The sequence below is a fragment of the Prevotella sp. P6B4 genome (assembly GCF_000619985.1).
Classification (GTDB): Bacteria; Bacteroidota; Bacteroidia; order Bacteroidales; family Bacteroidaceae; genus Prevotella.
Genome location: NZ_JHVE01000022.1, coordinates 25,739 through 46,278, shown reverse-complemented (window position 1 = coordinate 46,278; position 20,540 = coordinate 25,739). Strand labels below are relative to the sequence as shown.

Here is a 20,540-nt window from a genome sequence, read left to right as displayed (position 1 = left end):
TTGCTAATTATCAGACAACACCTTATATCTTCGTTGGAGCGCAACCAAGACACTTCGTTCTGCCAAGGGATTCAAACCACGAAATGTAGTACGGCGTTTCAATTCGTCCAAAGGCATTTCTAAGAGTAATTTAGCGATGCATTCGTCAGCAAAAGAATTGGATACCACATTTACTCCGGTAAAATCAAGAACGACCTTATCGTTACCATTTATCAAAGGTAATAATATCTCACGAAGCTTCTGCCCCATGTCACGCGTACCAAAATCAGTTCCGTATTCAATAAACTTAAATTCTACCATAGTGATTCTAATTCTCCCGTTTCAACAAATGACTCATTATATTCTTCTGCGATATCGGTGCGGTGATCAACAATCTGATTAGGATCGATTTCTTCACCCGTACCTATTTCCATATAGATCAGTGTGCCCTGCCAGAAACCATTCTCTATGACAGAAGTTCTTCCGTCTTTTATAATGAGTTTATGATTTCCAGAATGAAGTATAAACTCTTTTCCGATATTATTTACAAGCCTTGAGGTGGTATATAATCCAAAACCCATCCCTTTTCCATCAGTGATCGAATCCTCTAAACATAACTTAAGTGCTTCAGCCTCAGAAATATTCTGATACTTTTCGTTCTCTGCAAGCGATGCTCTGATTCCCATGCCATCATCTGCTATTAATATACGCAGTGTTTTGCAATCATCATCATAATGAGTAATTGCAGTTCCTAACGGCTTTCCTGAATGAATATGAACATTATCCATCATTTCATAAAGACAATAACTTAACGCTTGAAGTACACTAACCTCAATTTCAAAATGAGAGGTCATTGCATTCACAACATCTCTGTACACAGAGTTTAACGACTGTGCATCAAAAACGTCAATAGAAACGTTTGATGTATCTTTAAAATACTTGTCTAATATAAATGCGACATCCATGATGTTAACTATTTGAGTGGCAAAGATACGACTTTATTCTGAAACAACCAAGAATTAAGAATAAATAACTGACAAAAAATTTGGAACTTTAGGAAAAAGTTCGTATTTTTGCAGCATGAAAGGAACCTATTTAGGATGAGAGTCCCGTTTGTATCGGCAAACATTATAAACCTAAAATACATTATAAACCTAAAATTATTTAAGGACGATGAAAAAGATTAATGCAAAAATGGTCATGATGGCCCTGGTAATTAGCTTGTGTAGTTATTCATTCGTAAGTTGCTCAGGCGGTTCAAGCGGTTCGAGCAGCTCGGGCGGTATGTTTGGTGATGTTCCAACCATTGCTGAGAAACATACCCAAGAAGGTGTAGATCTGCTTACACGCCTGGCTGAGAGTGGTACTCAGGATGAAATTATGGATTTGTTGAAAAACAAATCAAAGCAGATGGACAGTATTGCCGATGCAGAGATTGCTGCAGCCATCACTGCTCTTGGCGAAAAAGAATTTCCTGTAGAAGTTACCGAAGGTATTCCATTCAAATTATTGTCTGACATGAAGATTGTGCACGACAAATGCGAAAAAACAAAGATGAGTATAGAGGTACCGATTGAGCTAACCGAAGAGACTGGCGTACATAAGGATTATAATACTAATGCTACTGGTCTGCTATTGGTTGATGGCGATGGAAATCCACTTATGTCGCTTAGAGAGAGCTATTTCAAATCTACCGAGGAGGATGCCAAGAAGAAGTATGATAAGGGAGCTAAAGGTAAGGTTCTCGGTGTAATACGTTTTGATGCATGGAACTATCAGCTATTGTCGAAGGCAGCTAAGTTTCGTATAGCCAATGTACGTTCTGATGAATATAAGCAGCTGAGTGATTCGACCAGAAGCATAGAGAAGGCTTACCAAGCAAATAACCGCGAACTGGCTCAGAAATTAATAGATCGTCTGAAAGCCGTAGCTGGTAAATAATCAAGGATGCGCAAAGGCGGAAGTGATATTAAGGGAGTGTAAACACAAAGCGGGCACCTGCGGTGTAAGTGGTGTCGAGAACCACATCGCCGCCTAAACGACGGGACAGGCTACGGGCAACAGTAAGTCCGATGCCTGTGCCGTTATAGTACTCATCAAGTTGTACAAACTCGTCGAAGATATGCTCAGCCTCGGCGGCAGGCACACCAATACCAGTATCTTCGACAATAAACTGTATTTGGTTATCGAGCTTAGTAATCAAGAGCGTGGCACGCTTTTTATCAATATCAAGCTGGTGACCAAAGGCTTCGGCTGGAGCGGTAAACTTTATGGCATTATCCAGTAGCAAAGCCAATACGCGTACAGCAGCCTGCTCATTGGTGGAAAGCAGCGCCTGCCCTGCCCCTTCGATATCCTGCAACTGGAACTCAAGATGCGCAACATCCTCTATGCCCGACGATAGCACAGCCTGGGTGGCTATCTGCAGGGCCGACACATGATCGGTAAGACTGATAACAGTACGGCTGCTTACATCAGAGAGTTCGAGCATCTTATTTACCAAACCTGTGATGCGATCGGTATTCTCCAGAATCTGCTGGTTGGCATCATTGCGAGTTTCATTATCAATCTCCATATCCGTAGCAGTCATTACCTGCGCATAGCCCGAGAGGATATTCAGCGGTGTACGGATTTCGTGCGATATCTGCTGGATAAACTTGGTCTTCATGCGCGACGACTCCTCGGCACGGGCGTTGGCAATCATAAGCTGCTGGTTCTTCTCCTCCAAACGGATGCGCTGGCGGCGACGGATAACAGCATAAATAACAAAGAAAGTAATAGCCAGCATAAGAGCAACTACCAAAGCCAGCACACGTGTTTGTAACAACTGGGCCTTTTGCTCGGCAAGCTCGGCATCTTTCTGCTGTGTATGATAGATAGTTGACAGTTCGATGGCCTGATTCTTCTTCTGGAGAATAATGGCAGAGTCGAGGTACTCGAAGGTGTAGGCTGCAACGCTTAATGCAGAGTCGTTACGGCCGGCTTTGTAGTTGGCTGTGAATTTCTTTGTAAGGTATGCTATGTTGTCGAGTGTAGGCTCTGAACCGAATTCGGCCAGATACTGATATACGATGGCATATACATCGGCAGCTTGGGCGTAACGTTTAGCTTGCATCAGATACTCGCCCTCATAGATTTGCGCAATATCTGTCTTGGCATATTGTGTGCGTTTGTACGCTGCATAGGCTTGGTCGGCCACTTTTTGTTTCCCCAAACCATTGCTGATTGTGGCGCGATCGAGGTAATAGGTGCTCCATGACATGTCGGTAATAAAGGCGGGGACATTATCCTTGTTAGCCATATCCTTAGTGATGGTCTCTGCGTAGTTCAGCCATTTTTCGGCCGTAGAGTAATCATGCCGGGACGAATATGAATTGGCTATGGTATACAGGAATACCGTGGCATAGTAATCGTGTTTCCATGAGGAGTCTAACGCCCTTACTTTCTGGATGCACTCATAGCATTTCTCGAAATATTTCTCAGCTTCGGTAGTCAAGCCCTGATTAAGTTGGCACCTCCCCACACACTGCAAAATCTCTGCTAAGATATCATAGGCTTCGGAAGCGTATTCTGGTTGGGATACTAAGGCATAAAGACCTTCGTAGGCTGGCAAAGCGATGCGCAGCACTCCCTCGTCATCATTTTTCTGGTCAGTATGTTCCACCATTGCTTTGAGGCACTGGAAATAAAACAAGCTGTCGTATGCGTTCTGGGGCTTTTCGGCTAAGGCGCGTTTCAGGATAGCTTCGGCATCTTGCGGCTTTCCCGTTCGCATATAGATACTACCTTTCGTGTAGCAACTTCTGAACATCGAAATGTCGCCAGTTTCCAGTAAACTGTCGGAAAGGAATAAGGCGCGATCAAGGTCCTGTACGCTGGTAGATGCTGAAATCAGACTGTCGGCAAGTGTTGTCTTTGGAGTATAATCCTGCTTCTTGTTACATGCTGCTATCGCCAGCAGACAGGTGGCAATGAATAGGACGGAAATGTGAGATGTTGTTTTCATTGTTATTGATGCATGAATAGCTTAACGATGGAGTTTGGGCTGGAGCTTTTTGCTCATCTTTAGTCCGATACGCAGTTCTTTCAGCACTTGCTTGGTGAGATAGGCATGGGCGGTACGGTTGCCTTGGGGGAAGAAGAACTCCAAACGCTTGCCACCCAACAGCTTTTTAACCACCATGCACTTCACGATGTTCTCAGCTCCTAACTGCATGCCGTTCGTTGTGGCTCGGCCCTGGAACTCGGCAGTAGTCTCCAGATCCTTATCGTACAAGGCCAGGATATTGTCGATGGTGGCAAATGCCTCGTCGGCAGTAGCACCCAGCCAGATAGTGGTCTCGCTGATGTTTTTCACCTCGATGCCAAGAATCTCATCGGCTTCCAGAAAATCGCTTTCTCGCACCAGACTCAGGTAATAGGCAAAGGTGTCGTCGTTGTCGAGATAGGTAAAAATGGTGTACTCACCTTTGTCGGTCTCGGCCTCCGCCACTTCCACTCTCATGCCTTTCGGCTGCTTCTTCTGAGCCGAAACTGATGTAGCGCCCAAAAGGATAAAGGCTGCTAACACAAATAAAAACTGCTTTTTCATATTCATTGTTTTAGATTGTTATTGTTTTAGATTGTTCAAAATGTAATGGCTTCTTTTAGTTTGGTACGGATGATGTACCGGGCCTGCTCTTCGTTCAGGGTATAAACATGATTCAGCACACCCACCGAAACCATCTGGAAATTGTTGTCGTAGGAAATAACACCGATATTATAGAACGTGTGTTCGCGGACCATCAGACTGCTGTTCAGAAACTGATTGATACCCGCTGTGGCAGTCATTGAGACAACAGAACCTAAGTCGCCATCAATATGATAATCGCGCAACTCGGCACTGACAGCTTTCGACACAACGGTCTGAATGGTGTCCAGATGCTGCTGGCGATCGGGCTTGGTAACCATCAGTACCAGCGCCGCAACGCCCAAAATACACAGAAATACAAGTAACTTCTTCATTTAGTCTTCATGTTTAATTGTGATACGTAAAATTTTAGCGGTTTCATCAGAAACACGGAAACGGTTATCGGTACGACGACCTACAAGCCAGATGATAGCGCCCTGAGCATCGGTGAGTACCAACTGACGACGCTTCTGCAGCACACTCAGCTTCAAGTCGGTCAGATAATCGCTCACCAACTTACTGCCCTTCATGCCGAAAGGCACGAATCGATCGCCGGGCTGTACCGGACGCAACAAGAGCGGGAACTGCACCTTGGCCGCATCGAGCGTAGCGCAATCCAGGGATTTAGAGATGGCTAAGTCTTCAACCTCCTCTATACAGAGCTTCATATCCTCAGCGGCACAATAGGTGCCAGTCTCGGGAATCTTAAGCGATTTCATCGGTTGACAGACGGGCTCAACAACCAACTGATTCCGGTCAACCACCAGCAGATGTGATGCTGAGCGGAACTCACTGCCGGTCTTGTCCAGACAGTTCATCAGCTGTGCTGTCTGCGCGGCATTAAAGCCATAAGGCATCAGCCACTCATGCAGAAATGTCTCAGGCGAAGGTAATTGCAGCAGTCTATCGATGGCAACAGCATCACAACTGCTTCCCCCCAGCTCCGCCATCTCACGGTTAAGCTCTGCCTGGAACACCTGTTCGGCCTCGCGGAGATAATTGGCGGTTCTATCGATATTAGCCGTGGCGCCCGGAGCGATTTCTTCGAGCAAAGGCAGTACCTGCAGACGGATCTTATTGCGCATCACATCGGGCACCAGATTCGTAGAATCAGTAACATAAGGCTGACCGATGGAATCGAGATATTGAAGAATCTCCTGCCGGTTCAGGCATAACAATGGACGGCGAACGATATCATTCTTGGGGCGGATACCCGTCAGTCCGTGGATGCCGGCACCACGCAGCAGGTTCATGAGCAACGTCTCTACCGCATCGTCGCGGTGATGGGCAATACACACATCGGCTGCTCCGATATCCTGACACAACTGGCGGAAATAGCCATAACGCAAATCGCGCGCAGCCATTTCAATACTTACTTGATATAATTCGGCATAACTCTTTGTATCGAAATGAATTAAATGTAGCGGTATTTCCAATAACCAACACAGATTACGAACAAACTGCTCATCCCTATCCGACTCATCGCCACGTAAACGGAAATTACAATGCGCCGCCTCAATCCGGTAACCAAGCGCCTTCAGAATCAGCAACAGAGCCACAGAATCAGCCCCACCGCTTAAGCCCACAAGATGCAGAGCGGTGCGCTCAAGCAGCTGATGCCTGTCGATGAAATCCTGAACTCTGTGCAGCATAATCGGATGCTATTCTACAAACAGTACAAGGCCCTTCAGGTATTCGCCCTCGGGGTGATAGATATTAATAGGATGGTCGGCTGGCTGATGCAGCTGGTGCAGAATGCGCACCTTACGACCTGCCTGGGCAGCTGCTGTAAAGACGGCATTGCGGAAGTGATCCTTGGTAACCACCTGCGAGCAGCTGAACGTAAAGAGGATGCCGCCGGGCTTAATCTTCTGGAAAGCCTTATTGTTCAAGCGGGTATAACCCTTCAGCGCATTGTGCAGCGCACCACGGTGTTTGGCAAAGGCTGGTGGGTCGAGGATAATCAGATCGTAGTTATTGCCTGCCTGCTCCAGATACTTGAACGCATCCTCGCAGAAAGCCTCGTGACGCTGGTCGCCCTCGAAATTCAGGGCCACATTGCGGTTAGTGAGCTCGATGGCCTTAGCGCTACTGTCGACCGAGTGAACCAGTTTTGCACCGCCACGCATGGCGTAAACCGAGAATCCACCGGTATAGCAGAACATATTGAGCACGCTCTTGCCAGCTGAGTACTTCTCGAGCAAAGAACGGTTGTCACGCTGATCGACGAAGAAACCGGTCTTCTGACCGCGCAGCCAGTCGACATAGAACTTCAAGCCGTTCTCGAGCGCCACGTTGTCATCACTACCGCCATACACGAAACCGTTCTCCATGTCGTCCATAAACGGCAGTGTGGTCTCACTCTTATAATAGACATTGTCGATACGGCTACCCATCACCTTGACCAGCTGCTCGGCTATCTCCTTACGACACAGATGCATGCCAATGCTGTGAGCCTGCATCACGGCTGTACGGTCGTACACGTCGATAATCAGTCCGGGCAGGTTGTCGCCCTCGCCATGAACCAGACGGTAGGTGTTGTTCTGAGGATTATCGGCAATGCCGATGGATTGGCGCACTTCGAGTGCCGAGGCCAAGCGCGAGGCCCAGAAATCGGCATCGATAGCCACATCGCGGAACGAAAGCACACGAACGGCAATAGAACCCTTCTGGAAGTGGCCCACTGCGATGAAATCGCCATGATTGGTCAACACACGTACCAGATCGCCATCCTCCAAATCCTCGTCGGCCTGCTGAATAGCGCCTGAGAAAACCCAGGGGTGGAAACGGAGCAGGCTCTCCTCCTTACCACGCTTAAGATATAGTTTCTTCATTATTCTTAGTTGTTATTTCAGGAACGATAACCAATTCATAGTCACCCGTTTCCAACATTTGTTTAAACTCCTTATACAATTGAACACAAGCCCATGCATCGGTGGCAGCATAACGCTTCTGCGACTCCTCGAGCACGTCGCGCTCCCAGTTAGTCAGCTGCTCACGCTTGCTGATTCGCTCGCCAAACACATTAGCATAGAGCTTGGCCAGGCTCTGATCTTGGATACCGATCTGGCGGGCCATATCCTGCAAATCAACAAACTCGCCCATCTCGAAATCGCCCAACTCATGCAGTCCTAACGCATCGTTCTTCCAAGCCAGTCCCACCTTGGTCGTCGTATGGTCCTCAAGCAGGCGCTTGATGGCAGGACAAAGCCCCAGGTGATTCAGGCGGAACAGGAAACAGCAGTCGGCCGACGACACCTGCAGCAGTGAGCACTTATGGTGCACACCCTTCTTGAAGCTGGGACGTGTCTCCGTATCGAATCCGAGCACAGGTTGAGCCAACAGGTAATCGACAGCCCGTTCGGCTTCGGAAGCCGATACGACCACCACAATCCTTCCGGGATAAATTACGCGCGGAAGGGTCGACATTTCCTTCTTATCTACCTTGTTTTGTATTAACTTTTTCATTTCTGCGTGCAAAATTATAAAAAAAATCCCGATTTATGATGAAATCTAATTTTTTTCAGCTACTTTTGCACGAAAATGTCGTAAAACTATATGAAGAAGAGCAAGAAAAAGACTACAAGCAACGAAAATATGGAGCGTTTGAGCTTTATCTCAGGCGCTATCCTGTTCGGCATCTCGATATACCTGTGTTTCGCATTCGTATCCTATTTCACCACAGGTGCTGCCGACCAGACACTGATAGAAGAGCCTCGCGACGGCGAGTTGCTCAACGAGAACCATGAATTTGCCAATACCTGCGGCTCGCTTGGTGCGTATGCCGCATGGTTCCTCATCAAGCGCTGCTTCGGACTGCCAGCATTCCTGCTGCCCGTGCTGCTCTTTGTGTATGGTATCCACCTGATGAAGGCCTACCGTGTGAACCTGCTCAAGTGGTCGCTGTCGGTAGCACTGCTGCTGATATGGGCTTCGGTGGCATTGGCCACCTTCCTGCAACCCTTGTTTGCCGACCAGAGCTTCAGCCCCGGCGGCGATCATGGCATGTACATCAGCAACTATATCGGCAATTTGGTAGGAGCGCCCGGACTGACGGCCCTCCTGGCGCTGATAGCCATCGCTTTCCTCACCTACTTCAGCGCAGCCACTGTCATCTTCATCCGTAAGATGCTGAACCCCGTGCGCTATATCGACAAGGTGAAGTTCACGGTGAGCAGAGCCGGCGAAGGCGACACCTATAATGCCCCTGAAGAGGAGACCGAGCAGTTGGTATTCGACGATCCAGGCAAGTCGGAGGTTATCTTCGATGAGGATGGCGGTGCAGTAGTCATCGACGAAGGCTATCGCGATGAGACCGTTACTCCCGAGCCAGCTCCTGTGGTGAAGCCTGAGAAGCCTGCCGCACCCAAGGCGCCTAAGGGCGAAAACGATATCGAGATGGTGGTTGAAGAAGCCAAAGGCGATACTGAGACCGCTAACGCCAAGACACTGGTAGACGACGTGAAGAGCATGGAGCCCTACGACCCCAAGCGCGATCTGGAGCACTACCACTACCCCACACTCGACCTGCTGAAGAAATATGATAACGATGGTAAGCCCTATATAGACATGGCTGAGCAGACAGCCAACAAGAACCGCATCGTAGATGTGCTCCGCACCTTCGGCGTTGAGATATCGAGCATCAAGGCCACTGTTGGTCCTACCATCACGCTTTATGAAATAACACTGGCACAGGGTGTGCGCATCCAGAAGGTGAAGAACCTGGAGGACGATATCGCCCTCTCATTGGCAGCGCTCGGCATCCGTATCATCGCCCCCATGCCCGGTAAGGGTACCGTAGGTATCGAGGTTCCTAACGCCAAGCCTTCGACCGTTTCGATGGAATCAATCCTGAACTCGAAGAAGTTCCAGGAGTCGAAGATGGAGCTGCCTTGCGCCATCGGTAAGACCATTACCAACGAGGTGTTCATGTTCGACCTGGCCAAGGCGCCCCACCTGTTGGTGGCTGGTGCTACCGGACAGGGTAAGTCGGTAGGTCTGAACGCCATTATTACCTCTTTATTATATAAGAAGCATCCAGCCGAGCTGAAGATTGTGCTGGTTGACCCGAAGAAGGTGGAGTTCAGTTTCTATGAGCCTATCTGCAACCACTTCCTGGCCAAGGTGCCCGATGAGGAGGCCGATCCTATCATCACCGACGTGACCAAGGTGGTACGCACGCTAAACTCACTCTGTAAGGAGATGGATACACGCTACGACCTGCTGAAGTCGGCACGTGCACACAATATCAAGGAGTACAACCAGAAGTTCATTGCCCGCCAGTTGAATCCGAACAACGGACATCGTTTCCTGCCATATATCGTGGTTGTGATCGATGAGTTCGGCGACCTGATCATGACCGCTGGCAAGGAGGTTGAGCTGCCTATCGCACGTATCGCACAGCTGGCACGCGCCGTGGGTATCCACATGATCATCGCTACCCAGCGACCCACCACCAACATCATTACCGGTACCATCAAGGCCAACTTCCCAAGTCGTATCGCCTTCAAGGTGTCGGCCGGTATCGACTCGAAGACCATCCTCGACCGCACAGGTGCACAGCAGCTGATTGGTCGTGGTGACATGCTGGCGTTGGTAGGCGGATCGGAGCCCGAGCGTGTACAGTGCGCCTTTGTTGACACACCCGAGGTGGAGCGCATCAACGAGTACATCAGCGACCAGCAGAGCTATGGCGAGCCATTCGAATTGCCAGAGCCCGATATGCCTGAGAGCGATCTGGGTGACGGTAGCGACAAGGATGTGGATATGGCACACCTCGACCCACTCTTCGACGATGCAGCCCGACTGATCGTGATGAACCAGAGCGGTTCGACCTCACTCATCCAGCGTAAGTTCGCCATCGGCTACAACCGTGCCGGACGACTGATGGACCAGCTGGAGCGAGCCGGAGTGGTAGGCGCTGCCATGGGATCGAAACCTCGTGAGGTGCTCATACAGGACGAAAACAGTTTGAATAATCTTTTAAGCAATTTACGATAATGAAAAGAATAGGTTTGATAAGAGTGGCAGTGGTAGCGCTATTCACTATGCACTGTTCATTATTAACAAGTTATGCGCAGTCGGCTAAGACGGTTCTCGACAAAGCTGCTGCCAGTATCACTGCCCAGACGGGCGTAAAAGCCAACTTCAAGATGACAGCCACCAGCGGCAATACCAGTGGCACCATCGCCATCAAAGGCAAGAAATTCTATGCCACCACGCCTCAGGCTACCGTGTGGTTCGACGGCAAGACCCAGTGGACCTACATGAAGCACAACGACGAGGTGAACGTGAGCAATCCCACCGAGGCACAGTTGCAGGCCATCAATCCCTACAACTTCATCCACCTCTACAAGCGCGGCTATGCCTACACGATGAATACCACAGGCAACAACTACGTGGTACACCTGACAGCCAACTCGAACGAGCGCAAAATCAAGGAGCTGTTCATCAGTGTCGACAAGAAGAGCTATCAGCCCACGCAGGTGAAACTGCTGCAAGGCAAGAAGTGGACCACCTTCGACATCAGCAATATCAAGAAGGAGAAGCTGGCCGACAGCCAGTTTAAATTCAACTCGAAAGACTTTCCAAAAGCAGAGATTATTGACTTAAGATAAAACAGAACTTAAAATGAACAAATTTCAACTGTATCGCTTGCTTCGTAAGAATACGAACCTTAGCTACAAACGCAGCCCGGCGTTCGAACAAAACAAATGGGCAAAGGGATTAATCTATTTTGGTGCGGCCATGTTCGGCCTCTATCTGATTATGTATGGATGCATCATCGGTGCAGCTGCAGAAGGCGAGGCAGGCACCATGCTCGGTGTGGCAGCCATCTATCTGGTCATCGACTTCCTGTTACGTTTCATCGTTCAGACCACACCAGGCATGATGGTGAAACCTTACATCCTGCAACCCATCTCGCGCTATACCGCCATCGAGTGTTTCCTCGTAGGCGAGCACCTCAGCGGCTATAATTTCCTTTGGCTCTGCATGTTTGTGCCCTATGCCATTATCCTGCTCGTTGCAGGCGAGAGTTTTGCACTCGTGTTCTATGAGGTGATAGCAGCCGAGATGCTGATGATTCTCAACAGCCAGATCTACCTCTTCTTCCGCACACTGATTAACCGTAAAGTGCTCTGGCTCATCCCTGCCTTGGCTCTCTATGCACTGCCCTACTCGCCCATGCTGTTCAACCTCAACCACGTGGCAACAGCCATCGAGAAAGCCTTCAACGCATATTCTGATGTGGCCATGTCGTGGTACTTTCTGCCGGTGGTACTGCTCCTTATAGCCGGTTTGTTCTTTGTGAACCGCTATTTCCAGTTTAAATATGTATATGAGGAGATATCGAAGAAAAGCGAACGCGCACTCAAGCACGTGTCGCAGTTTGCATTCTTCAACCGCTTCGGTCTGATTGGCGAATACCTGAAGATTGAGCTCAAGTCGAATCTTCGCAATAAGACCATGCGCAGCCGTTGCATCATGAGTCTGGTACTGGTGGTGGTATTCTCGCTACTGGTGACTTATACCGATATCTACGACGGCGAGCTGTTGCAGAACTTCTGGTGCATGTACTGCTTTGCCATCTACAGTGCCACTGCACTCATCAAGGTAATGGGACAGGAAGGTAACTACATCGAACTGCTGATGATGCACCGCGAGAGTATCATCGCACTACTGCGTGCCAAGTTCCTTTTCTACAGTGCGATACTCATCATTCCGTTTGTCATCATGCTGCCAGCCGTATTCGAAGGCAAGTACACGCTCTTGATGCTCTTCGCCTACATGCTGATGACAGCAGGATTCCTGCACTTCATCATCTTCCAGCTGGCTGTATATAACAAGCAGACCATCCCCTTGCAGCTCAAGATGACAGCTAAAGGTAATTTTGAGAATGGCCGCCAGATTGTCATCGAAATGTTTGCGTTCTTCGGTCCTGTGCTCATCACCGGCCTGGGTTACCTGCTGGTAGGACTCACCTGGACCTACATTTTTATGTGCGTACTGGGTCTGACATTCGTCGTTACCCACACCATTTGGATTCGTAACATCTACATCAGAATGATGAAAAGAAGGTATGAAAACCTCGAAGGATTCATGAATACAAGAGATTTTTAGTCTTTTTTGAAAGAAAATCGCAAAAAAGTTTGGTGGTTTCAAAAAAAGTCAGTACCTTTGCACCCGCAATTCAGCAAGAGAGCTGATTCAAAGCTAAAAATGATGCACCCGTAGCTCAGTTGGTAGAGCACCTGACTCTTAATCAGGGTGTCCAGAGTTCGAGCCTCTGCGGGTGTACATTTAGCAAGAAAGAAAGGTCATTAAAGACCACCAAAATGATGCACCCGTAGCTCAGTTGGTAGAGCACCTGACTCTTAATCAGGGTGTCCAGAGTTCGAGCCTCTGCGGGTGTACAAAGAATAAAAGAGATGAGTTCAAAGCTTATCTCTTTTTTTTTATACAGAATTAAACAATCATGAGTATGAATAAGATAGTAGACGAAAAGTTTAGCGATGAAACGATTGCTGCCATTAATGAGGCTAAGTCAGGTAAGAACCCCAATAAGGTTTATGATAGTGTTGATGAACTCTTTGCTGATATGGATTGACGAAGAGATCGACACCATTGAACTTGTAAGACTTGGCTCCCACTCTGAGCTATTCAAATAAGAGTATTTATATCAATTACAATCAATAATAAATCCATCAATAAATGAAGAAACTTTTATCAACTATTGTGCTGGCCATTGTTGCAATTGCCGGGTGGGCACAAACTCGAATATGGAATAACATTGTTACAGGCTATTCCAATGTACCATTTGTTAAAATAACCAAGGTTGTACTGAGTGCCGACAGCACTGAGGTGTTCATGCATTTCGACATGCCAGAACGTGCTGCAGGCCAGGAAGGTGTATTGGCTGCGAAATCGCTACTCCAGGCCGACGGCAAGATCTATGAAGCCAAGCGTGCAATAGGCGTGAAACTGGGACAACTCATCAAGATTCCTCAGGACGGCAAGGTAGACTTCTCGCTGGTTTTCGACGCCCTGCCCGCCTCTACCTGGAGGGTTTCCGTAAGTGATCCCGGCATGTGGATAATTAATGCTGTACGCGATGCTGATGCGAATGCTGATGCTGATGTAACCCCCGTTGGCATCACCGACACCTATTGGCGCAACACGCTTACGGGCGACTGGTTGATAGGATTCGCCCAGCACCACGTTATATATAATAATAAGGTGTGGGATATCCTGAATCAGACCGAGCAGAAGGACACCTACGTGCTTACTCTTAACGACGGACTAACCATCAAGGTGGGCAAACTCAAGAAAGGCATCCGCCCCATCACCATCGGTACCGGAAAGGCCATTGCCTGCAATCCGATAACCCAAGAAGCCCTACCCGACTATCCTACCAAAGACACTCGCAAGGGATTTGTTGACAATGGCTATCGTGAGGGCGACAGCGTAACCATCGTAGGCTGGCTGAAGGATATGCCCGAGCAAGCTTGGAAACAGAGCGGCGAATTTGAAGTCTGGACAAATAATTTTATCACCGATAAAACAGAAAGCTTTACAGCAAAGCTCGACTCGCTAGGTCGATTCACCCTCCGTATGCCCCTGCTCAATTCTGCAACCGTTACGCTCGCCCCGCGCCAATCATGGGTACATCCTGTATTAGAGCCAGGAAAGACCTACTTCTTCCTCAACGACTTCAATACTGGTCAGAAACTGTTTATGGGCGATGACGTACGCCTGCAAAACGAGCTTGTGGCTTGTCCTGCAACATGGCCGGAGACACGCATCAATCCAGGCGAGAGCGCCATGCAATTCATGGAACGCGCGAATAAAGTCTTTGATGCAATCATAACCAAGATGCAGGCGGATATCACTCATCGCCCCAACCTATCGCAGCGCTATATTGATTATATTAAAGGTCTGTGTATGGCTGGGCAGGGCTATTCGATGATGCAGGCCCGATTCGATGTGCCTGGCAATATTCTGCCCAAGGAGTATATGGATTATGTCAACACCAAGTTGTGGCAGCCCGCACCTAAACCCTATACGCTCTATTCTGAATTCCCGCGATTTATGCGCGACTATCTTGACCAGCTGAGAGATGAGCGCCACTCTGTGAGCATTGATCCTTACAGAATAACGTTGAACGACGGTGCCTATCCCATCATTTTACGCCAGGCTAGGGCCGATGGCAAGGTATCGATTACCGACGAGGAGCTTGCCCTAATGGAGCGTTATGCAGTGGAATTTCACAAGGAGTATGCCAAACAAGCCAAGAAGCAGAAGATAGATAGTCTAAACATTGATTTGGCTGGTACCGATTTAGATAAGCTTGGCATTGCGGAGCAGTATCTTGCCATTATGGAGCGTCCTGATGTGAAGAAGGCGATAGAGCAAGAATTCTCGTTGATAGATTTGTATTACCAAAAGCAGGCTATCGAATCGGCAACTACCGATAGGGCATTGATTGATCTGGCCTTGGCTCGCAAATTCTATTGGAAGCTTAACTCGTTCCGCAAGTCGCTTGACCCTTCTGATTTGAATTTCGCCAATAAAGAAATCAAGTTGGCATCGGCACTAAACTTTGTTTTGACCGAAAACGATAAGTATGTAGCTTTGGAGCATCAGGACTTGGCTAATGCAGCCAGTCTGCGACCGTCAACCGATGTGGCGAACATGACCGATGGCGAGAAGATGCTGCGTAAGATCATCGAACCCTATAAAGGTCGCGTCATCTATCTCGACGTGTGGGGCACATGGTGCGGCCCTTGCAAGCAGAAACTCAAGGATTCGTGGAAAGTGAAAGAGGCACTCAAGGATTACGATATCGTATATCTCTACCTCTGCAATGGCAGCAGCGACGCATCGTGGAAGAATGTCATCAAGGAGTACAACCTGACAGGGCCAAACTGCGTTCACTACAATCTGCCCAAAGAACAGCAGAGTGCCATCGAGCATTACCTGAGTGTAAACAGCTTCCCCACCTATAAAATCATCGATAAGCAGGGAAATATTCACGACCTAGATTGGCTCGACGATCAAAATCTGGAGACATTCAAACAGACTATGGGAAAATTCTGCAAGTAATGAGAATCATTTTCATTCATAAAGGGAGTTAGAATTTGAAAAGAATTTGTTACCACATGCGGATTAGTAACAAAATAATTCGCAACTTGCTGATTATCAGCATGGGTTCGACTTTCTGCGGGTATACGAAAAGCAAAAGAGATAAGCATTAAGTTTATCTCTTTTTTCGTTTTAGAAACATCTGCTTCTGCTATTCAAGTTTCCGGCCTTTATAATAATCGTTGAAGGCATCCTTGGCATAGCCGTCGCCAGTATATTTAAATGTTGCTGCAGAAGCGCCTTTAACTTTCTTTCCAAAGTAATATACATTGAACGCATCCTTGGCATAACCACCTTCCATCAACTTGAATGAAGTTGCTGAAGCATCAAGCTTTTTGCCATGATAAAACACGTTGAAGGCGTCCTTGGCGTAACCACCACCAACCTCCTGGAAGGATGATGCCGAAGCGTCAATCTTCTTGTCGCCATAGTACACGTTGAATTGTGATTTATAATAGCCATGGCGCCCTTGACCATGATCATACATATCACGGGTTTCGCGAAAATGTGTGGTAGCATGATCTTTCAAACGGAACGTAGCTGGGTCGACATATTCGAGAATACGACCATTGAGATATACATTATCCCGATCCTTAGCATAGCCGCGCCCCAAGTCCACAAAGCTATGAGCATCGGCATACTTCAGGGGCTCATGACCAAAATACACCTGACCATGGGAAACATCATATGTTTGTGCCTGGATTGAGACACTCCACCCTATCAGTCCTATCACCATGAGTGACTTAAGAGACAGGCCAGCATTATTCAATTTTCTCATACGCATTACTTACATATTTCCGCAATCTCCTTACGTTTCTTCTCCTTAGGCTCGTCGGCAGCATAACCGATGGGAATCAGCACAGCAGGCTCCTCATTGTCGGCAAAGGTGAAGAGCTGCTTACACTTCTCGGCATCGAAGTTGCACACCCAGCAAGTAGCAAGTCCCTGCTCTGTAGCAGCCAGACACAGATGCTCCACGGCAATGGCTATATCGATATCGCCATGATGCTTACCGTCCTTGCGCACCCATTCCTCGTCGTGCAGGATGCTGCAGATGATGTACATCGGAGCTGAATTGAACCAATTGCGGCTATAGCACTCCTGAAGCTTCGCCTTGTCGGCCTCATCCTTCACCACACGGAACATCCATGGCTGTTTGTTGACTGCCGAAGGGGCAAAACGCACACACGCCATCACATAGTCCAGCTTCTCCTGTTCCACACTCTTCTCCTGATAGCTTCTACAGCTATATCTCTGCTTCACTAAATCTAAAAAACTCATATCCTTCTTTTTAAATTTTGGTTTTGAAATATTCTATGGTCTTTGCCAGACCTTCGTCAAGCTTTACTTTTGGTTCCCAATCCAGCTTCTCCTTAGCCAACGAGATGTCGGGACGACGCTTCTTGGGGTCGTCAGATGGCAGGGGACGGAATATAATCTTGCTCTTTGAACCAGTCATCGCGATTACCTTCTCTGCCAGTTCCAACATGGTGAACTCGCCAGGATTACCGATATTCACCGGACCAAGGAAATCATCGTCACTGGCCATCATCCTGGTCATTCCATCTATCAGATCAGAGACATACTGGAACGAACGTGTCTGAGTGCCATCACCGTAGATGGTGATATCCTCACCACGTAGCGCCTGCATGATAAAGTTTGAAACAACCCGACCATCATTCGCGGCCATGCGTGGACCATAGGTATTAAAGATGCGTATGACCTTGATGCGAACACCATGCAGACGATGATAATCGAAAAACATCGTCTCTGCACAACGCTTGCCTTCGTCATAACATGAACGAATACCTATCGTATTGACGTTTCCCCAATACGACTCCGGCTGAGGGTGAACAGCTGGATCGCCATACACTTCACTTGTTGAAGTCTGAAGTATCTTACATTTCGTTCTACGAGCCAGTCCCAGCATGTGATAGGCGCCAAAGACAGATGTCTTGGTGGTCTGTATCGGGTCGTTCTGATAATAAACCGGTGAGGCGGGACATGCCAGATTGTAAATCTCATCGACCTCTGCCCAATACGGCTGACATACATCATGACGAACAATCTCAAAATTATGTTCGCCTAACAAATGCCAGACATTCTCTTTACTACCGGTATAAAAGTTGTCGAGACAAATTACATCATTGCCCTCACTGACCAATTTTTCGCAAAGGTGGCTGCCTATAAAACCAGCTCCCCCTGTAACTAATATTCTTTTCATGATTACATTGTTTGGTTATTATTGTAGATAGTCCTTTTTTCCTATTTGGCAGACAGATATTCATCGTCGCGTACCAGCACCTTCTCTATTTTGCCAACGTACATGATGTGCTGCAGCCTGGGCCATAGCCTCATAGGCTCGCTCGCTGGGATGCAAATGGTCACCACTATCAAAACCGTCGGCAAATGCCTTTGGATTACTGTTACTACGCACAGCAGCATCGAAATCAATACATCCGTCAAAAACAGGTGACGTGCGTAACCACTCGTTAAACTGCTGTCGCATCATGTCGCGCTGTTCGTTATATGTACGCCAACCGTAGATAGGCAACAAGGTACCGCTCCATACTTTCAGTCCCATGGCCTTAGCAGGTTTCACATAGATATCCTCAACACCATGCTCCATCTCTTCTACTGTTGGCAGATCGCTCCAGGGGCGGAACGGATTGACATCCTCGCCCACAGGGTGGATAATATCGTTGATGCCATGCTGGATGATGACATCTGACGCACCTGCCACATTCATCTCGATAGGAAAACGTGTGGCACCTTTCAAGCCGTAAGCCTGATAGGTAATACAATCATACTGACGCAGGATGCGCGTGCCACTCACAGCACGGCGGATAATGGAAACATTGGAGCCAAGCGCCATCTCTGCCATATAATCAGGCCACGACTGCGCGGTGATAGAATCGCCATAGCATACTACAGCGTGATTATCGGGCGATGTGAGTACATCGATGGTATTCAGAAAGTAGAACCAGTTGGTATGTCGTGTCAGATTGAGTGGCAACTCAGTTGCTTCGGCATAGTCGCCATAGGTGTAGAAGCCCTTTGATAACGGACCAGTAATGAGCGTGCCGCTATTCATCTGCGTATAATCAGCCAGATAGAAGCTCACGTTGATGATGTCGCCCATATGGACAGCATGACTGATGGCATCGCTCTCAGTCTCCTTTCCTGGCATCAACGTCACTTGCGTTTCGCCACCGAAGGTGATAGGCGTATGCTCTACGAATACCTTCGAGAGAACCACGGGTTCTGTGCCTGTCAGGTTGGAAAAACGGAAACGCAGCTGACTGCCGCCAAAGGGCATACGGATAGGATAACGCAGCGTAAGGTCCTTGGCATAGATGGCCTCCCCGCGGTTAGTGATAGAGGTAGCATTGCCCCAACAAGCCACCCATTTCTGTTCTTGATTCGTCATGTATTGTTGTTTTGCAATAAAGAGGCCCGCCATTCATTGGCAGGCCTCATCACGGTTTATCTATATAAATCGTAGATTAGTGCATATCCTGCTCAGCCTGCTTAGTCTCAGCAGCATTCTCGCCATAGTAGTTGTAGTAGGCATTGTAACGGTTGTAACCCCACTTAGCCTGCAACATATCTGGATCGAGCTGCTTAGCCTTGTCGAACATCTCGATAGCCTGCTTGTAGAGTTCCTTCTTCTTGGCAGCATCCTCGATATTCTGAGCCTCTACACTATAAGCAGTACCTGCATAGGTAGCGATGATAGCGTTGTCGGGCTTAACCTCGAAGGCCTTCTTCAGATAAGGGATAGCCTCAGATGCCTTGTTAGCCTGCAGCAGAGCCAGACCCTTGTCGGCCAGAGCTACGAAGTTGTTAGGATCCTTTGCCAGTGCATCGTCGAGAATCTTGTTAGCCTCGGCGTCATTGCCCAAGCCCAGCAGTACGTTGTACAGTTTCTCCATAACACCGTTCACCTTGTGCTCGGCATAAATACCCTTCAGGTTCTCGGCATACTTAACTGAATCGTCCTTTGTCTTCAGACCATCACCCAGAATCTCGAGTTTCAGGTTGAGGGCATTCTCATACTCCTCAGGATCCTTCATGGCTACATCAGCAAGCTCGAGGGCCTTAGCCATATCCTTATCCTGGTAAGCGAAGATTGCAGCAAAACGAGCTACCTGACCGAAGAAAGGCTTCTGTGCCTCGCGGTCCTGAGCCTTGAACATAGGTGCAGCATCGCTCTCGGTGAAGAGCTGCCAGTACTTACGAGCTGAAGCATTGTCCTTAGCAGTAAGGGCATCCTGACCAGCGTTAACCAGTGTGTTACGTGGAGCAAGCCACAGGCGCTGAGCGTTCTTAGAAGCAAACTTTGGAGCCACCTTACCCTTCTCGTTAGGCTTCTGATCGTACTTATCGCACTCAAGACCTGCAACGAGGGCATTGTATGCCATCTCTGACATCAGCTTGGTGTCAACGGGCTTCTCTTCCTTACCCATCTGCTTAGCCAGCTGGTTCTCGGTCTGAATGGTGCTCTGAGCGTCGAACTGAGCCATAGCCAGATCAACGAGCTTGTTGTATGCCTTAGCCTTCTCAGCATCGCTGGCGAGAGAGCCAAGATTGCTCTTTACAAGTGCTTCTGCTTCTGCATAGGTCTTTGCCTTGAGGATTGCCTTCAGGGCGTCACTGTCACCGGCAAATGCGGTAGCGCTTGCTACCATCATTGCTGCCATTACAAATAATTTTTTCATAAGCTTTAAAATTGGTTATACCATTAATA

The 20,540-nt window shown here is 48.2% G+C and carries 19 protein-coding genes and 2 tRNA genes; 8 read left to right on the top strand and 13 right to left on the bottom strand.

Annotated features, from left to right (window positions below; translation table 11 throughout):
• Positions 1-3: 3 nt before the first annotated feature.
• The gene (locus tag T491_RS0113040; RefSeq protein ID WP_028904278.1) at positions 4-300 is read right to left on the bottom strand and encodes an STAS-like domain-containing protein; all 297 of its coding nucleotides are present in this window, start codon (positions 298-300) and stop codon (positions 4-6) included.
• Positions 294-944 (bottom strand): ATP-binding protein, encoded by a 651-nt coding sequence (locus T491_RS0113035; RefSeq protein ID WP_028904277.1) that lies wholly within the window; start codon positions 942-944, stop codon positions 294-296. Before T491_RS0113035 ends, T491_RS0113040 begins: the two co-directional genes overlap by 7 nt.
• A gap of 208 nt (positions 945-1,152) precedes the next feature.
• On the opposite strand from T491_RS0113035, the gene T491_RS0113025 reads away from it, so the two are divergent.
• Positions 1,153-1,920 (top strand): hypothetical protein, encoded by a 768-nt coding sequence (locus T491_RS0113025; protein WP_155950139.1) that lies wholly within the window; start codon positions 1,153-1,155, stop codon positions 1,918-1,920.
• A 28-nt stretch (positions 1,921-1,948) separates the two neighbouring features.
• Here T491_RS0113025 and T491_RS0113020 read toward each other — a convergent pair whose 3' ends face one another.
• From T491_RS0113020 to T491_RS0112995, 6 genes are read right to left on the bottom strand one after another with little or no spacing between them, the layout of a single operon-like run.
• A complete protein-coding gene (locus tag T491_RS0113020) occupies positions 1,949-3,985 on the bottom strand; it encodes a HAMP domain-containing sensor histidine kinase (RefSeq protein ID WP_028904275.1) in 2,037 nt (678 codons plus the stop codon).
• Between the two features lie 21 nt (positions 3,986-4,006).
• Positions 4,007-4,570, bottom strand: coding sequence for a hypothetical protein (locus tag T491_RS0113015; protein WP_197018876.1), 564 nt, complete (start codon positions 4,568-4,570; stop codon positions 4,007-4,009).
• A 35-nt stretch (positions 4,571-4,605) separates the two neighbouring features.
• On the bottom strand, positions 4,606-4,983 hold the full coding sequence (locus tag T491_RS0113010) for a hypothetical protein (protein ID WP_028904273.1): 378 nt from the start codon (positions 4,981-4,983) through the stop codon (positions 4,606-4,608).
• A complete protein-coding gene (gene tilS / locus T491_RS0113005; RefSeq protein ID WP_028904272.1) occupies positions 4,984-6,300 on the bottom strand; it encodes a tRNA lysidine(34) synthetase TilS in 1,317 nt (438 codons plus the stop codon).
• A 9-nt stretch (positions 6,301-6,309) separates the two neighbouring features.
• Positions 6,310-7,485 (bottom strand): class I SAM-dependent rRNA methyltransferase, encoded by a 1,176-nt coding sequence (locus T491_RS0113000; protein ID WP_028904271.1) that lies wholly within the window; start codon positions 7,483-7,485, stop codon positions 6,310-6,312.
• Positions 7,463-8,116 (bottom strand): 3'-5' exonuclease, encoded by a 654-nt coding sequence (locus T491_RS0112995; protein WP_028904270.1) that lies wholly within the window; start codon positions 8,114-8,116, stop codon positions 7,463-7,465. The genes T491_RS0113000 and T491_RS0112995 overlap by 23 nt, the downstream gene beginning before the upstream one ends.
• Before the next feature lie 90 nt (positions 8,117-8,206).
• Here T491_RS0112995 and T491_RS0112990 point away from each other — a divergent pair, with 90 nt between their 5' ends.
• The 7 genes from T491_RS0112990 (at position 8,207) to T491_RS0112960 (ending at position 15,751) form a co-directional block, all read left to right on the top strand.
• The gene (locus tag T491_RS0112990; protein WP_028904269.1) at positions 8,207-10,648 is read left to right on the top strand and encodes a DNA translocase FtsK; all 2,442 of its coding nucleotides are present in this window, start codon (positions 8,207-8,209) and stop codon (positions 10,646-10,648) included.
• Positions 10,648-11,265, top strand: coding sequence for a LolA-like putative outer membrane lipoprotein chaperone (locus T491_RS0112985; protein WP_028904268.1), 618 nt, complete (start codon positions 10,648-10,650; stop codon positions 11,263-11,265). Before T491_RS0112990 ends, T491_RS0112985 begins: the two co-directional genes overlap by 1 nt.
• A 13-nt stretch (positions 11,266-11,278) precedes the next feature.
• A complete protein-coding gene (locus tag T491_RS0112980) occupies positions 11,279-12,769 on the top strand; it encodes a DUF5687 family protein (RefSeq protein ID WP_028904267.1) in 1,491 nt (496 codons plus the stop codon).
• A 104-nt stretch (positions 12,770-12,873) separates the two neighbouring features.
• Positions 12,874-12,946, top strand: a tRNA-Lys gene (locus T491_RS0112975).
• 43 nt (positions 12,947-12,989) lie between these two features.
• A tRNA-Lys gene (locus T491_RS0112970) sits at positions 12,990-13,062 on the top strand.
• 68 nt (positions 13,063-13,130) lie between these two features.
• Positions 13,131-13,256, top strand: a complete 126-nt coding sequence (locus T491_RS18190; RefSeq protein WP_255327036.1) for a hypothetical protein — start codon at positions 13,131-13,133, stop codon at positions 13,254-13,256.
• A gap of 104 nt (positions 13,257-13,360) precedes the next feature.
• A complete protein-coding gene (locus tag T491_RS0112960) occupies positions 13,361-15,751 on the top strand; it encodes a thioredoxin-like domain-containing protein (protein ID WP_028904266.1) in 2,391 nt (796 codons plus the stop codon).
• A gap of 190 nt (positions 15,752-15,941) precedes the next feature.
• Here the strand turns inward: T491_RS0112960 and T491_RS0112955 are convergent, their stop codons facing one another.
• From T491_RS0112955 to T491_RS0112935, 5 genes are all read right to left on the bottom strand, one after another.
• Complete coding sequence (locus tag T491_RS0112955) at positions 15,942-16,568, bottom strand: DKNYY domain-containing protein (protein ID WP_231480255.1); 627 nt, start codon at positions 16,566-16,568, stop codon at positions 15,942-15,944.
• Between the two features lie 5 nt (positions 16,569-16,573).
• Positions 16,574-17,071: a nitroreductase family protein gene (locus tag T491_RS0112950; protein WP_028904264.1), complete on the bottom strand. Its 498-nt coding sequence runs from the start codon at positions 17,069-17,071 to the stop codon at positions 16,574-16,576.
• A gap of 10 nt (positions 17,072-17,081) precedes the next feature.
• On the bottom strand, positions 17,082-18,014 hold the full coding sequence (locus T491_RS0112945; protein WP_028904263.1) for a UDP-glucuronic acid decarboxylase family protein: 933 nt from the start codon (positions 18,012-18,014) through the stop codon (positions 17,082-17,084).
• Positions 18,015-18,074: 60 nt separating this feature from the next.
• Positions 18,075-19,220 carry an SGNH/GDSL hydrolase family protein gene (locus T491_RS16605; protein WP_051523162.1) on the bottom strand — a complete coding sequence of 382 codons (1,146 nt, stop codon included), beginning with the start codon at positions 19,218-19,220 and terminating at the stop codon, positions 18,075-18,077.
• Between the two features lie 76 nt (positions 19,221-19,296).
• Positions 19,297-20,511, bottom strand: coding sequence for a hypothetical protein (locus T491_RS0112935; protein WP_036916116.1), 1,215 nt, complete (start codon positions 20,509-20,511; stop codon positions 19,297-19,299).
• Positions 20,512-20,540 lie beyond the last annotated feature (29 nt).

Excerpts from the sequence above, each read along its gene's own strand:
- T491_RS0113020 (WP_028904275.1), bottom strand. The coding sequence starts at position 3,985 with ATGAAAACAACATCTCACATTTCCGTCCTATTCATTGCCACCTGTCTG.
- T491_RS18190 (WP_255327036.1), top strand. The coding sequence starts at position 13,131 with ATGAATAAGATAGTAGACGAAAAGTTTAGCGATGAAACGATTGCTGCC.
- T491_RS0113025 (WP_155950139.1), top strand. The coding sequence starts at position 1,153 with ATGAAAAAGATTAATGCAAAAATGGTCATGATGGCCCTGGTAATTAGC.
- T491_RS0113015 (WP_197018876.1), bottom strand. The coding sequence starts at position 4,570 with ATGAAAAAGCAGTTTTTATTTGTGTTAGCAGCCTTTATCCTTTTGGGC.
- T491_RS0113010 (WP_028904273.1), bottom strand. The coding sequence starts at position 4,983 with ATGAAGAAGTTACTTGTATTTCTGTGTATTTTGGGCGTTGCGGCGCTG.
- T491_RS0112985 (WP_028904268.1), top strand. The coding sequence starts at position 10,648 with ATGAAAAGAATAGGTTTGATAAGAGTGGCAGTGGTAGCGCTATTCACT.
- T491_RS0112955 (WP_231480255.1), bottom strand. The coding sequence starts at position 16,568 with ATGAGAAAATTGAATAATGCTGGCCTGTCTCTTAAGTCACTCATGGTG.
- T491_RS0112990 (WP_028904269.1), top strand. The coding sequence starts at position 8,207 with ATGAAGAAGAGCAAGAAAAAGACTACAAGCAACGAAAATATGGAGCGT.
- T491_RS0112960 (WP_028904266.1), top strand. The coding sequence starts at position 13,361 with ATGAAGAAACTTTTATCAACTATTGTGCTGGCCATTGTTGCAATTGCC.
- T491_RS0112945 (WP_028904263.1), bottom strand. The coding sequence starts at position 18,014 with ATGAAAAGAATATTAGTTACAGGGGGAGCTGGTTTTATAGGCAGCCAC.
- tilS (WP_028904272.1), bottom strand. The coding sequence starts at position 6,300 with ATGCTGCACAGAGTTCAGGATTTCATCGACAGGCATCAGCTGCTTGAG.
- T491_RS0112995 (WP_028904270.1), bottom strand. The coding sequence starts at position 8,116 with ATGAAAAAGTTAATACAAAACAAGGTAGATAAGAAGGAAATGTCGACC.
- T491_RS0112980 (WP_028904267.1), top strand. The coding sequence starts at position 11,279 with ATGAACAAATTTCAACTGTATCGCTTGCTTCGTAAGAATACGAACCTT.
- T491_RS0112950 (WP_028904264.1), bottom strand. The coding sequence starts at position 17,071 with ATGAGTTTTTTAGATTTAGTGAAGCAGAGATATAGCTGTAGAAGCTAT.
- T491_RS0113040 (WP_028904278.1), bottom strand. The coding sequence starts at position 300 with ATGGTAGAATTTAAGTTTATTGAATACGGAACTGATTTTGGTACGCGT.
- T491_RS0113035 (WP_028904277.1), bottom strand. The coding sequence starts at position 944 with ATGGATGTCGCATTTATATTAGACAAGTATTTTAAAGATACATCAAAC.
- T491_RS16605 (WP_051523162.1), bottom strand. The coding sequence starts at position 19,220 with ATGACGAATCAAGAACAGAAATGGGTGGCTTGTTGGGGCAATGCTACC.
- T491_RS0112935 (WP_036916116.1), bottom strand. The coding sequence starts at position 20,511 with ATGAAAAAATTATTTGTAATGGCAGCAATGATGGTAGCAAGCGCTACC.